The organism is Actinomycetospora sp. CA-101289 (assembly GCF_050955895.1).
Lineage (GTDB): Bacteria > Actinomycetota > Actinomycetes > Mycobacteriales > Pseudonocardiaceae > Actinomycetospora.
Map to the genome: position 1 here is coordinate 2,139,029 of NZ_CP192093.1, position 13,082 is coordinate 2,152,110.

Annotated in this window: 12 protein-coding genes; 10 read left to right on the forward strand and 2 right to left on the reverse strand. The window is 75.7% G+C overall.

Annotated features, from left to right (window positions below; translation table 11 throughout):
* Positions 1-28: 28 nt before the first annotated feature.
* From ACQPX6_RS10630 to ACQPX6_RS10640, 3 genes are all read left to right on the forward strand, one after another.
* Entirely contained in the window at positions 29-1,024 is a 996-nt protein-coding gene (locus ACQPX6_RS10630; RefSeq protein WP_433787264.1) for a DHH family phosphoesterase, read from the forward strand.
* Entirely contained in the window at positions 1,021-2,343 is a 1,323-nt protein-coding gene (locus ACQPX6_RS10635) for an MATE family efflux transporter (RefSeq protein ID WP_433787265.1), read from the forward strand. The genes ACQPX6_RS10630 and ACQPX6_RS10635 overlap by 4 nt, the downstream gene beginning before the upstream one ends.
* Before the next feature lie 431 nt (positions 2,344-2,774).
* Entirely contained in the window at positions 2,775-3,464 is a 690-nt protein-coding gene (locus ACQPX6_RS10640; protein WP_433787266.1) for a hypothetical protein, read from the forward strand.
* A 19-nt stretch (positions 3,465-3,483) separates the two neighbouring features.
* On the opposite strand, the gene ACQPX6_RS10645 is transcribed toward ACQPX6_RS10640, so the two are convergent.
* Positions 3,484-4,743, reverse strand: coding sequence for a geranylgeranyl reductase family protein (locus tag ACQPX6_RS10645; protein WP_433787267.1), 1,260 nt, complete (start codon positions 4,741-4,743; stop codon positions 3,484-3,486).
* 70 nt (positions 4,744-4,813) lie between these two features.
* On the opposite strand from ACQPX6_RS10645, the gene truB reads away from it, so the two are divergent.
* The 7 genes from truB to dapB all read left to right on the forward strand — a co-directional run bounded on the left by truB (position 4,814) and on the right by dapB (position 12,458).
* Positions 4,814-5,758 (forward strand): tRNA pseudouridine(55) synthase TruB, encoded by a 945-nt coding sequence (gene truB / locus ACQPX6_RS10650; protein ID WP_433787268.1) that lies wholly within the window; start codon positions 4,814-4,816, stop codon positions 5,756-5,758.
* A 51-nt stretch (positions 5,759-5,809) separates the two neighbouring features.
* Positions 5,810-6,760: a bifunctional riboflavin kinase/FAD synthetase gene (locus ACQPX6_RS10655; protein WP_433787269.1), complete on the forward strand. Its 951-nt coding sequence runs from the start codon at positions 5,810-5,812 to the stop codon at positions 6,758-6,760.
* A gap of 73 nt (positions 6,761-6,833) precedes the next feature.
* Positions 6,834-7,322, forward strand: coding sequence for a helix-turn-helix domain-containing protein (locus tag ACQPX6_RS10660; RefSeq protein WP_433787270.1), 489 nt, complete (start codon positions 6,834-6,836; stop codon positions 7,320-7,322).
* A 194-nt stretch (positions 7,323-7,516) separates the two neighbouring features.
* Positions 7,517-7,786: a 30S ribosomal protein S15 gene (gene rpsO / locus ACQPX6_RS10665; RefSeq protein WP_433787271.1), complete on the forward strand. Its 270-nt coding sequence runs from the start codon at positions 7,517-7,519 to the stop codon at positions 7,784-7,786.
* Between the two features lie 270 nt (positions 7,787-8,056).
* Positions 8,057-10,372 (forward strand): polyribonucleotide nucleotidyltransferase, encoded by a 2,316-nt coding sequence (locus tag ACQPX6_RS10670; protein WP_433787272.1) that lies wholly within the window; start codon positions 8,057-8,059, stop codon positions 10,370-10,372.
* The gene (locus ACQPX6_RS10675; RefSeq protein ID WP_433787273.1) at positions 10,369-11,715 is read left to right on the forward strand and encodes a M16 family metallopeptidase; all 1,347 of its coding nucleotides are present in this window, start codon (positions 10,369-10,371) and stop codon (positions 11,713-11,715) included. Before ACQPX6_RS10670 ends, ACQPX6_RS10675 begins: the two co-directional genes overlap by 4 nt.
* Positions 11,716-11,723: 8 nt before the next feature.
* A complete protein-coding gene (gene dapB / locus ACQPX6_RS10680) occupies positions 11,724-12,458 on the forward strand; it encodes a 4-hydroxy-tetrahydrodipicolinate reductase (RefSeq protein WP_433787274.1) in 735 nt (244 codons plus the stop codon).
* Here dapB and ACQPX6_RS10685 read toward each other — a convergent pair whose 3' ends face one another.
* Positions 12,459-13,052 (reverse strand): N-acetyltransferase family protein, encoded by a 594-nt coding sequence (locus tag ACQPX6_RS10685; RefSeq protein WP_433787275.1) that lies wholly within the window; start codon positions 13,050-13,052, stop codon positions 12,459-12,461. It lies immediately after the preceding gene.
* Positions 13,053-13,082: the final 30 nt, after the last annotated feature.

Consider the following 13,082-nt stretch of genomic DNA (forward strand, 5'->3'; position numbering starts at 1 on the left):
GCGCGCGGACGAGGGGAGCGCACCGGCCATGGTGGACGGGACGAGCCGGCCGGTCGACCTCGCCGAGGCGGTCGGCCTGCTGACCGCCGCGCGGCAGGTCGTCCTGCTCGCCCACGTCAACCCCGACGCCGACGCGCTGGGCAGCGCCCTGGCGCTGGGCCTCGCGCTGCACCGCCGGGGCGCCGAGGTCCAGGTGTCGTTCGGCGCGCCCGAGCGCCCGGCGGAGTCGTTGCGCGACCTCGACGTCGACGGCCTCGTGGTGCCCGCCGACCGCGTCGTGCCCGCGCCGGAGCTGCTCGTCGTCCTCGACACCGGCAGCGTCGACCGCCTCGGCCCGCTCGCCGACCGGGCGACCACGGCCGGGACGACGCTGGTCATCGACCACCACGTGTCCAACGCGGGCTTCGGCACCCACTACTACGTCGACCCGCGCGCCGAGGCCACCGCCGTGATGGTGCTGCACCTGCTCGACGCGATGGGGGCGTCGGTCGACCTGCCGACCGCGCGGTGCCTCTACGCCGGGCTCGTCACCGACACCCGCAACTTCCGCGCCGCGTCGCCCGACACCCACGCCATGGCGGCGCGCCTGCTCGTCGCCGGTGTCGACGCCGAGGCCGTGACGCGTCCCCTGCTCGACACCCACCCGTTCTCGTGGTTGGCGATGCTGTCGGCGGTGCTGGCCACGGCGACCCTGGAGGTCGACGAGGCGCGGGGCCTGGGCCTCGTGCACGCGCTGATCCGCCGCGACCTCGTCAGCGGCGGCCGGCAGGAGGAGGTCGAGAGCGTCATCGACGTCCTGCGCACCACCGCCGAGGCCGAGGCCGCCGTCGTCCTCAAGCAGGTCGGCGAGCACCGCTGGACCGCCTCGATGCGCTCTAAGGGCCACATCGACGTCGCCGCCGCGGCCTCGGCCCTGGGCGGGGGCGGGCACCGCGTGGCGTCGGGGTTCACGCTCGACGGCGACGCCCCGGAGATCCTCAACCGCGTCCGCCGCGCGCTCGCGGACGCGCCGTTGCTGGGATGACCGCCCGGGACGCAGCGCTCGACCCGGGTCCACGCCGGGTGCTCGCGCTGGCCTCCTCCGCGCTCGTCGTCCTCGTCGCCGAGCCGCTCTACCTGCTGGTCGACACCGCCGTCGTCGGGCACCTCGGCGCCGTGCCGCTGGCGGGCCTCGCGGTGGGCGGGGTCGTGCTCGCGCAGGTCGCGAGCCTGGGCACGTTCCTCGCCTACGGCACCACGGCCCGCGCCGCCCGCCACCACGGCGCGGGCGACCGCCCCGCCGCCGTCGCCGAGGGCGTCGCCGCGACGTGGATCGCCCTGCTCGTCGGGGCCGTCGTGGTGCTGGCGGGCTGGCTCGCGGCCCCGTGGATCGCCGCGCTGCTGGGCGGCGGGGGAGCGGTCGCCGACGCCGCGACGGGCTGGCTGCGGATCGCGGTGTGGGGCGCGCCCGGGATCCTCGTCGCGCTCGCGGGCCACGGCTGGATGCGCGGGGTGCAGGACACCCGCCGCCCCATCGTCGTCGTGCTCGCGGGAAACGGGCTGTCGGCGATCGCGTGCCCGGTGCTGGTGTACGGCGCGGGGCCGGTGCCGGCGCTGGGTCTCGAGGGCTCGGCGTGGGCGAACGTGGGCGCCCAGGTGGTGGTCGGGGTGCTGTTCCTCGTCGCGCTCGGGCGGGAGCGGGTCGCGCTGCGGCCGGTGACCGCGGACATGCGGGCCCAGTTCGGGCTCGGGCGCGACCTGCTCCTGCGCAGCGCGGCGTTCCAGGCGTGCTTCCTGTCGGCGACCGCGGTGGCGGCGCGCTTCGGCGCGCCGTCGGTGGCCGCCCACCAGATCGTGCTGCAGCTCTGGGTCTTCATGGTCACGGTGCTCGACGCGCTGGCCATCGCCGCGCAGTCGCTGGTCGGGGCGGCGCTGGGCGCGGCCGCGGTGGGCACGGCGCGCCGGGTCAGCGGGCGGGTCACGCGCTACGGCCTGGTGCTCGGGTGCGTCGCCGGTGTGGTGTTCGCGGCGACGGCGGGCGTGCTGCCGGGGGTGTTCACGCCCGACCCCGCCGTGCGCGACGTCGTGCCGCAGGCGTGGTGGTTCTTCGTGGCGCTGCAGCCGCTCGCGGCCTACGTGTTCGCGCTCGACGGGGTGCTGCTCGGTGCCGGCGACGCCGCCTACCTGCGGCGGATCACGGTCGGCTCGGCGCTCGGCGCGTTCCTCCCGATGATCTGGTTGTCCCTCGTCCTCGACTGGGGGCTCGTCGGCATCTGGGCGGGGCTGTCGCTCTTCATCGCCGCGCGCGCCGTGGCGGTGGGGCTGCGGGTGCGGGGCGAGAGCTGGGCGGTGACGGGGACGTAGGCGGGGTGCCGAGCGCCTGGTGATCGCTCCGGGTGCTCCTTCGGCCTCGCTGGGCGGGCTTCCCGGAGCAGCGGGAGCGATCACGGGCGCGAGGGGCACGCTGCGCATGATCGACAGGTCCTCGACCTGCCTGGTGTGCCCCTCGCGGGGCTCGGGCGCGTGGTGATCGCTCCGGGTGCTCCTCCCGGCTCGCTGGGCGGGCTTCACGGAGCACCGGGAGCGATCACGGGCGCGAGGGGCACGCTGCGCATGATCAACGGGGCCGGCGCCTGCCGAATGTGCCCCTCGCGAGGCCCGGGCGCGCAGTGATCGCTCCGGGTGCTCCTCCGTGCTCGCTGAGCGGGCTCCCCGGAGCACCGGGAGCGATCATGATCCCGGGCGGGGCGACGCGCAGGCCGGCGTTGTCGGGGGTCGGTGCTCCCATCATCGGTGTGGAGTTCGACGCGCAGGTGACGGCGTGGCTCGAGGACGTCCTCGTGGCGCTGCGGGCCACGGGGCTGATCGAGCTCGTGGAACGCACGGTGGCCGGGGTGTGGGAGCGCAACGTCGACCGCCACGACCCCGTGGTCGCGGGCGACACCGCGACGTCGCTGGGCATCACGGCGTCGGAGAACATCCGCACGCTGCTCCTGCGCGCCGACGACGACACCTGGGCCGCGCGCGGGGTGGCGATCACGTCGGTGCAGCAGGCGCTCGTGCTGCGCGCCGCCGGCCTGCGCGTACTGCTCATGAAGGCCGACGCCGGGGTGCCCGCGTGGTCGGGCACGCGCTGGGAGGCCGAGAGCGACGTCCGGCGCCTCGCGGCCGAGGAGAACGCCGCGAGCTACGAGCCGCCCGTCGAGCACCAGACCGGCCAGTTCTGGTGGCCCGTTCTCGCGCCCGGGGCGGGCGACGACCCCTCCCGCCTGCGCCACCTCGTGCTCGTGTGGGGCGGCGACCCGGTCGCCGCGACGACGACGGGCCACCTCGGCGTGCCCTACGCCGGGCCGCCGGGCAGCGCCCCGTGGCTCGCGGTGGCGACGGTCTGGCGCCACGGTCCCGACGACGTGCCCCACCCGCCCGAGCCGGTGATCGCGGTGCCCCGCGCCCGCCGGCCGCCCGACGCGCGGACCCTGCGATGAGGACGCTGCGGTGAGCGCCTCAGCCCGCCGTGCGCAGGTCGGCGGCGGGGAACGGGGGCAGCTCGTCGCGCCCCAGCGACGCGCGCCCGGCGAGCCTCCACGCGCGGGCGACGACGTCGGCGTCCTCCTCGGTGACGAGGTTGCCCATGACGCGCAGCGCCACCGTCATCAGGGCCCGCGAGCGCATGCCCACCGGCCCGGCCAGGGGCAGCAGGCGCGGCATCGTCAGCAGCTTGGCCAGGCGCCGGGCGATCGAGAACGCCGAGCCGTAGTGCGACCGCAGGGTGGCGGGCCAGGCGAGGGTGAGGTCGTCGTCGGTGGCGAGCAGGGCCGCGATGGTCCGCCCGCTCTCGAGGCCGTAGTCGATGCCCTCGCCGTTGAGCGGGTTCACGAGCCCGGCGGCGTCGCCGACCAGCGCCCAATTGCGTCCGGCCACGCCGGAGACGGCGCCGCCCATCGGCAGCAGGGCGGAGGCGACGTCGTGCACCTCGCCCTCGAGCCGCCAGTCCTCGCGGCGCTGCTCCGCGTAGTGCGCGATCAGCGAGCGCAGCCGCACGTTCGCGGGCCGGGCCTCGGTGGCCAGGGTGCCGACGCCGATGTTGACGTTGCCGTCGTGCAGCGGGAACACCCACCCGTAGCCCGAGAGCACGTCGTCGTCGGTGCCGCGCAGCTCGAGGTGCGACGAGATCCACTCGTCGTCGTGTCGCCCGGAGCGCACGTAGCCGCGCGCGGCCACGCCGTACGCGGTGTCGCGGTGCCACTCGCGCCCGAGCACGCGGCCCAGGGGCGAGCGCGCCCCGTCGGCGACGACGAGCCGGCGGCACACGACGGTGGTGGTCTCCTCGCCGACGGCGAACACCACGCCGGTGACCCGGTCGCCGTCGCGCACGACGTCCACCGCGCGGGCGCCCTCCAGCGGCTGCGCGCCCCGCTCGAGGGCCGCGGTGCGGATGCGGGCGTCGAGCTCGGTGCGCGCCACCGCCCCGCCGTACGCGGGCAGCGAGCCCCCGGGCCACGGCAGCTCCAGCAGCTGCCCGAACCCCGCGGCGCGCAGCCCGCGGTTCGTGCCCCGCCCGCGCACCCACTCGCCGAGGCCCAGGTGCTCGAGCTCGCCGATGGCGCGCGGGGTCAGCCCGTCACCGCAGGCCTTGTCGCGCGGGAAGACCGCGGCGTCGGCGAGGAGCACGTCGTGGCCGGCGTCGGCGGCCCACGCCGCGGCGGCCGACCCGGCGGGGCCGGCGCCCACGACGAGGACGTCGGTGCGGGTCGGGGTGGTCACGCCCCCAGGATGCCTGCTCCGGACGCGGGCGGCCGGGTCACGACCTGTGGCGGCGGGCATGATGCCCGCCGTGTCCGGTCAGCGTCGCGAGGGTCGACAGCAGCGTGAGCGGCGGGAGCCCCCGCCGCCGGGGCTGCTGGTGGTGGACAAGCCCGCCGGGTGGACGTCGCACGACGTCGTCGGGCGGGCCCGCCGGCTGGTGGGCACGCGCAAGGTCGGGCACGCCGGCACGCTCGACCCGATGGCCACCGGGGTGCTGGTGCTCGGGGTCGAACGGGCGACGAAGCTGCTCGGGCACCTCGCGCTCGACACGAAGAGCTACCTCGCCACCATCCGCCTGGGGCTCGCCACCAGCACCGACGACGCCGAAGGGGAGCCGCTCGGCGAGCCGGTCGACACCGCGCACCTCGCGCCGGACGCGGTCGCCGCCGGCATCGCGGCGCTCACGGGCGAGATCGCGCAGGTCCCGAGCAGCGTCTCGGCGATCAAGGTCGACGGCCGCCGCGCCTACGAGCGCGCCCGGGCGGGGGAGGAGGTCCGGCTCGAGGCCCGCCCGGTCACCGTCGGGCGCTTCGACGTCCTCGCGGAGCGCGCCGAGGGGCCGTACCGCGACCTCGACGTCCTCGTCGACTGCTCGTCGGGGACCTACGTGCGCGCCCTGGCCCGCGACCTCGGCGCCGGGCTCGGCGTCGGCGGGCACCTCACGGCGCTGCGCCGCACGCGGGTCGGCCCGTTCACGCTGGCGCACGCCCGCACGGTCGAGGCGCTCGCCGCCGAGGAGGAGGAGCACGGGCGCGCGGCGCTGTCGCTCGACCTCGACGACGCCGTCGCCACCGCGTTCCCGCGCCGCGACGCCGACGCCGACGAGGCCGCCGACCTCTCCCACGGCCGGCCCCTGACCGCGGCGGGCGCCGGGGGCACGGTGGGCGTGTTCGGGCCCGACGGGCACGTGGTGGGACTGGTCGCCGACGACCGCGGCGCCGCCCGCCCGGTGCTGGTCCTCGCGCCCGCCTGATCGCGCCCGCCTGATCAGCAGGGCCCGGGTCACCGCCCGTAGGCTCGCCGCGTGCAACGCTGGCGGGGACTCGACGGGGTGCCGTCGGGCTGGGGTCGGTGCGTCGTGACGATCGGCGTGTTCGACGGTGTCCACCGCGGCCACCAGCAGCTGATCGCGCGGGCGGTCGCGCACGGCCGCGAGCTGGGCCTGCCGACGGTGCTCATCACGTTCGACCCGCACCCGGCGTCGGTGCTGCGCCCCGGCACCCACCCGGTGCGGCTGACCTCGCTGACCCGCCGGGCCGAGCTGGTCGCCGAGCTCGGCGTCGACGCCTTCTGGGTGCTGCCGTTCACCATCGAGCTCGCGCGGGTGCCGCCCGACGAGTTCGTCCACGAGCTGCTCGTCGACCGGCTGCACGCGGCGATGGTCGTCGTCGGGCGCAACTTCACGTTCGGCTACCGCGCCGCTGGTGACGTCGCCGAGCTCGAGCGCCTCGGCCAGCGCTTCGGCTTCGCCGCCGAGGGCGTCGACCTCGTCACCGAGCCCTTCGGGGCCGCGGCCGGCGGCTCGACCGTGACGTTCTCGTCGACCTACGTGCGCGCCTGCATCAGCGCCGGCGACGTCCGCGCCGCGGCCGAGGCCCTGGGCCGGCCCCACCGCCTCGAGGGCGTGGTGGTCCGCGGCGATCAGCGCGGGCGCGAGCTCGGCTACCCGACCGCCAACGTCGACTGCGGCGAGCACGCCGCCATCCCCACCGACGGGGTGTACGCGTGCTGGTTCCACCACCAGGGCCGGGCCCGCCCGTCCGCGGTCTCGGTGGGCACCAACCCGACGTTCTCCGGGCGTGTCCGCACCGTCGAGGCGTTCGTCCTGGACACGGACGAGGACCTCTACGGCGCGCGGGTCGCGCTCGACTTCGTCGACCGCCTGCGCGGGATGGACCGCTTCGACTCGGTCGACGAGCTGATCCACCAGATGGACCGCGACGTGGCGCGCACCCGCGAGGTCCTGGAGCTCTGAGCACCGGCCGTCCGGCGGCAGTCGCGCCGAACCGCCCCCACCGCCGCGCGCCGGGTGCCACCATCGCCGCCGGGTGGAGATCCCGTGGTGGGAGGGGTGCGTGGAGGCCGACGCGGTGCGCCGCAACCGGGAGCTGCAGCGTCGCTTCTACGGCGAGCCCCTGGGCGACCGGCTGCGCCGCCTGCTGGCCGCGCTCGGGGTGTCGCAGACGGTCCTCGCGGACACGCTCGGTGTCAGCCCGCCGATGCTCTCGCAGCTGATGAGCGGACGGCGGGTGAAGATCGGGACGCCGGCGGTGTGGGGGCGCCTGGTCATGCTCGAGGAGCGGGTCGGTCACGCCACCGGCGACCGCGCCGCCGTGGTCGCCCTGCTCGCCGAGGTGCGCGCCGCCGAGCCCCGCGCCGAGGTCCCGCTCGCCCGGCGCCGCCCGCCCGACGACGACCGTTCCTACGAGCTGCTGCGCACCGCCGCCGGCCCGGACGAGCTGGCCCGGGCCGCCGACACCCTCGACGGCGGGTTCCCCTCGCTGGCCAGCCTGCTACGCCGGGCCGCGGGCCGCTGACCGGGCTGTCGGGCCCGTCGGTACACTGGAACTCGACACGCCTGGCTGCGGTCCGTGGTGGCCGGGCGGCGGGTGGTCCCGTCGTGGTCCGACCACGGCCCGACCCCCGTGGACACGCGATGCCCGTGACGGGCACACCGTCCCCGCATCGCCGGTCGACACGGCACCGTAGAACAGACAGGAGCACCACCCCCGTGGCACTGACCACCGAGCAGAAGTCGGCCACGCTCGCCGAGTACGGCGTGCACCAGACCGACACCGGATCGCCCGAGGCGCAGGTCGCGCTGCTGACGCAGCGCATCGTGCGGCTCACCGAGCACCTCAAGATGCACAAGCACGACCACCACTCGCGACGCGGGCTGCTGCTGCTGGTCGGCCGCCGCCGTCGTCTGCTGAAGTACGTGGCCTCCGTGGACGTGGCCCGCTACCGCTCGCTCATCGAGCGGCTGGGGCTGCGGCGCTGACGAGGCCTCGCTGAACCCCGCGCCCGCCCCGCGCCGACCGGCAGTCACGCCGGCCGGCGCGGTGGCGTGCGCACCACAGAACGGCCCCGCCGTCACCGCCCGCGCACCCCGGACGCCCGCGCGTCGGCCGGTCCTCGGTAGTGGCTCCCGGACACACCCCGCACCGGCGGGGAGTCCGGGCGCTTCGATCGAAGACCGCTCGCTCGCCGGCCGCGTCGCGGGGAGCACCGCGGACGGGATGCGGTAGGGGCCCTGCAGAGGAGACCCTTCATGACCGAGACCGACTCGGGCGTCCACGAGACCACCGCGGTCCTGGACAACGGTGCCTACGGCACCCGCACCGTCCGCTTCGAGACGGGCCGATTGGCCCGCCAGGCGGCCGGTGCCGTCGTCGCCTACCTGGACGACGACACCATGCTCCTGTCCGCCACGACCGCCTCCAAGCGGCCGAAGGACAACTTCGACTTCTTCCCGCTGACGGTGGACGTCGAGGAGCGCATGTACGCCGCGGGCCGGATCCCCGGCTCGTTCTTCCGCCGCGAGGGTCGTCCGTCGACCGACGCGATCCTCACCTGCCGGCTCATCGACCGGCCGCTGCGCCCGACCTTCGTCGGCAACCTGCGCAACGAGGTCCAGGTCGTCATCACGGTCCAGAGCCTCGACCCCAAGGACCCCTACGACGTCCTGGCGATCAACGCCGCGTCGGCGTCCACCCAGATCTCCGGGCTGCCCTTCGACGGCCCCATCGGCGCCACCCGCGTCGCGCTGATCAACGGCCAGTGGGTCGCGTTCCCGACCTGGGAGCAGCTCCACGACGCCGTGTTCGACATGGTGATCGCTGGCTCGGTGACCGCCGACGGCGGTGACGTCGCGATCGCCATGGTCGAGGCCGAGGCCACCGACCGCGCCATCGGCCTCATCGGTGCCGGCGCGCAGGCGCCCACCGAGGAGATCGTCGCCCAGGGCATGGAGGCGGCCAAGCCGTTCATCCGCACCCTGTGCGAGGCGCAGAAGGAGCTCTACGTCGCCACCGGCACGGTGACGAAGGACTACCCGACGTTCCCGGCGTACCAGGACGACGTGTACTCCGCGGTCGAGAGCGCGGTCGGCTCCGACCTCGACGCGACCATGTCGATCGCCGGCAAGCAGGACCGCGACGAGGCGCAGGACGCCATCAAGGACCGCCTGCTCTCCGAGCTCGGGCCCAAGTTCGAGGGTCGCGAGAAGGAGATCGGCGAGGCGTTCCGGTCGCTGACCAAGGCGACGGTCCGGCGCCGCATCCTCTCCGACGGCTTCCGCATCGACGGCCGCGGCACCACCGACATCCGGCCGCTGGCCGCCGAGGTCGAGGTCATCCCGCGGGCGCACGGCTCGGCGCTGTTCGAGCGCGGCGAGACCCAGATCCTGGGCGTCACCACGCTGAACATGCTCCGGCTCGAGCAGAACATCGACTCGCTCGGCCCGGAGACCACCAAGCGGTACATGCACCACTACAACTTCCCGCCGTTCTCCACCGGCGAGACCGGCCGCGTGGGCTCGCCCAAGCGCCGCGAGATCGGCCACGGCGCGCTCGCCGAGCGGGCGCTCGTGCCGGTGCTGCCCACCCGCGAGGAGTTCCCCTACGCGATCCGGCAGGTCTCCGAGGCGCTGGGCTCCAACGGCTCCACGTCGATGGGCTCGGTCTGCGCCTCGACGATGTCGCTGCTCAACGCCGGTGTGCCGCTCAAGGCGCCCGTCGCGGGCATCGCCATGGGCCTGGTCTCGGGCGAGGTCGACGGCGAGCAGAAGTTCGTCGCGCTGACCGACATCCTCGGCGCCGAGGACGCGTTCGGTGACATGGACTTCAAGGTCGCCGGCACGAAGGACTTCGTGACCGCGCTGCAGCTCGACACCAAGCTCGACGGCATCCCGTCGGAGGTGCTGGGCAAGGCGCTCACGCAGGCCAAGGGCGCCCGCCTCGCGATCCTCGACGTCATGGCCGAGGCCATCGACGCCCCGGACGAGATGAGCGAGTTCGCCCCGCGCATCACCACGGTGAAGGTGCCGGTCGACAAGATCGGCGAGGTCATCGGCCCGAAGGGCAAGATGATCAACTCGATCACCGAGGAGACCGGCGCCGACATCTCCATCGAGGACGACGGCACGATCTACGTCGGTGCGGCCGACGGGCCGAGCGCCCAGGCCGCGATCGACCGGATCAACGCCATCGCCAACCCGCAGCTGCCGAAGATCGGCGAGCGGTTCCTGGGCACGGTGGTCAAGACCGCCGCGTTCGGGGCGTTCGTCTCGCTGCTGCCCGGTCGCGACGGCCTGGTGCACATCTCGAAGCTCGGCGGCGGGAAGCGCATCGGCAAGGTCGAGGACGTCGCCAACGTCGGCGACAAGATGCGGGTCGAGATCACCGACATCGACAACCGCGGCAAGATCAGCCTGATCCCCGTCAAGGAGGAGGACGCCGCGGCGGCCTCCAACGGCGACGGTGGCACCGCTGCCGCGTCGGACGCCCCGGCCGCCGACGACGCCGCGACGGCCCCCGCCGCCAGCGGTGCCGTCACCGGGGCCATCGGGGGCGCGTCGCAGGAGTGACGGCTCTCGACGCTTCCCTCGCGGGAGCCACCGAGCACCCGGCCCCCGGCGTGGCACGCACCGTGCTGCCCGGGGGCCTCCGGGTGATCACCGAGCACGTCGCCGGCGCCCGCTCGGCGTCGGTCGGGCTCTGGGTCGAGGTCGGCTCGCGCGACGAGCCCGGCGTGGGCGCTGGCACGCACGGCGCCGCGCACTTCCTCGAGCACCTGCTGTTCAAGGGCACGCGGCGGCGCTCGGCGCGCGCGATCGCCGAGGAGATCGACGCCGTCGGCGGCGACCTCAACGCGTTCACGGGCAAGGAGCACACCTGCTTCTACGCCCACGTGCTCGACCGCGACATGGCGCTCGCGGTCGACGTGCTCGGCGACGTCGTCCTCGACGCGGTCATGGCCGCGGCGGACGTCGAGCTCGAGCGCGACGTGGTGCTCTCCGAGATCGCGGGACGCGACGAGGACCCCGAGGACCTGCTGGCCGACGACTTCGACGCGCTGCTGTTCGGCGCGCACCCGCTCGGCCTGCCGGTGATCGGCACCGAGGAGTCGGTGGTGGGGATGACCCGCGACCGGCTCGCGGACTTCCACGACCGCCACTACGTCCCGAACCGCTCGGTGCTGGCGGTGGCGGGCAACGTGGCGCACGCCGAGGTGCTCGACGCGGTCGCGGCGGCCTACGGGTCGCGGGCGTCGGGCGCCCCGGAGCCCTGGCACCGCATCGCCGGCGACGTCCCGGCCGTGCCCGCCGACCGGCTCGCGGTGCGCGACGAGGACACCGAGCAGGCCCACCTCATGCTCGGCGTGCCGTCGCTGCGCCGCGCCGACTCCCGCTGGGCGGCATTGCAGGTGCTCTCGACCGTGCTCGGCGGGGGCATGAGCTCGCGGCTGTTCCAGCAGGTCCGCGAGCAGCGGGGCCTGGCGTACTCCGTGTACTCGTCGACCACCGGCTACACCGACGCGGGCACGCTCGCGGTGTACGTCGGCTGCGCGCCCGAGCGCCTCGGCGCCGCGGCCGCGGTGGTGCGCGACGAGCTCGGCGACCTCGCCGCCCACGGCATCACCGACGCCGAGCTGGCCCGTGCCCGCGGGCAGCTGCGCGGCGAGCTGGTGCTGGGGCTCGAGGAGACCTCGGCGCGCATGACGCGCCTCGGTCGCCGCGAGCTCGACCACGGCGGCCTCGAGCAGGCCGGCGACCTCGCCGGCACCCTCGAGCGCATCGACGGCGTCGGCGCGCAGGACGTCGCGGCGCTGGCGTCCGAGCTGCTCACGGGGCCCCGCGCGGCCGCGGTCGTCGGTCCCTACGGTGACCCCGACGAGCTGCCGGGCGAGGTGCGGGAGATGGTGGAGTGAGCTCGACGGTGACCAGGGTCGGCGTGCTGGGCGCCCAGGGCCGCATGGGCTCCGAGGCCTGCGGCGCGGTCGAGGCCGCGGACGACCTCGAGCTCGTGGCCCGGGTGGACGTCGGCGACGACCGCGAGGCCCTGCGCGCCGCGGACGTCGTCGTCGACTTCACGCACCCCTCGGCGGTGGCGGACAACCTGCGCTGGTGTGTCGACGCCGGCCGGCACGTCGTCGTCGGCACGAGCGGGGTGGGGGAGGACCTCCTCGACGACGTCCGCGGGCGCCTGCAGCCCGACCAGGCGGTGCTGGTCGTCCCCAACTTCGGGATCGGCGCGGTGCTGATGATGCGCTTCGCCGCCCAGGCCGCGCGGTTCTACGACTCCGTCGAGATCGTCGAGCTGCACCACCCCCGCAAGCTCGACGCCCCCTCGGGCACGGCGACGCGCACCGCGCAGCTGGTGGCCGAGGCCCGCGCCGCGGCCGGGGTGGGGCCGGGGCCGGACGCGACCACCCACGACCCCGACGGCGCCCGCGGCGCCCGTGTCGACGGCGTGCCGGTGCACGCGGTGCGGATGGCGGGGCTCGTGGCGCACCAGGAGGTGCTCCTGGGCTCCGAGGGCGAGACGCTGACGATCCGCCACGACTCCCTGCACCGCAGCTCGTTCATGCCCGGCGTGCTGCTCGCGGTGCGCGGCGTCGCCGACCACCCCGGTGTGACCGTCGGCCTCGACGCCCTGCTGGACCTGGACTAGTCAGGACAGCAGCGGCAGGTCCAGGTCGCCCAGCGAGGGCTCGGGCGCGAACTCCAGGTCGAGGTCGCCCGCCACGCGGATCTCGCGCAGCGGCCGCCCGCCGGCGTCGAGGGTGCGGACGGTGCCGTCGGGCTCCCACCCGGCGCGCTCCCAGAAGCGCCGCGAGGCCGTGTCGCGCTCGGGCACCCAGGCGACGCCCCGCGCGGCGCCCGCGGCCCGCAGCGCCGCCGCCGTCTCGACCACCAGCCGCCCGGCGTGACCCCGCCGGCCCCACCGCGGCTCCACCAGCAGCGCGGCCACCGCCGCCACGGTGGCGGCGTCCTCGGGCACCGCGCCGCCCGCGTCGGCCAGGTCCTCGGCCGACGCCGGCCCCGCCGCGCAGAAGCCGACGAGCGCGTCGCCCTCGGTGGCCACCCACACCGCGCCGGCCGCGATCGCGCCCGCCCAGCCGCGGGCCACCGCGTCGTCGTCGAAGCCCTCCACCGCGCCGGGCGGCAGCAGGTCGGCGTAGGCCGAGGTCCACACGGCCCGCTGGACGCGGGCGATCGCGCCCGCGTCGTCGGGGACCGCGGGCCGGACGGAGGCGAGCGCCATGCTCCGGAGCCTAGAGACCACCGTCACCGC

Bases quoted from the DNA above. Each gene is read 5' to 3' on its own strand.
- ACQPX6_RS10630 (WP_433787264.1), top strand. From the start codon at position 29: ATGGTGGACGGGACGAGCCGGCCGGTCGACCTCGCCGAGGCGGTCGGC.
- ACQPX6_RS10635 (WP_433787265.1), top strand. From the start codon at position 1,021: ATGACCGCCCGGGACGCAGCGCTCGACCCGGGTCCACGCCGGGTGCTC.
- ACQPX6_RS10670 (WP_433787272.1), top strand. From the start codon at position 8,057: ATGACCGAGACCGACTCGGGCGTCCACGAGACCACCGCGGTCCTGGAC.
- ACQPX6_RS10685 (WP_433787275.1), bottom strand. From the start codon at position 13,052: ATGGCGCTCGCCTCCGTCCGGCCCGCGGTCCCCGACGACGCGGGCGCG.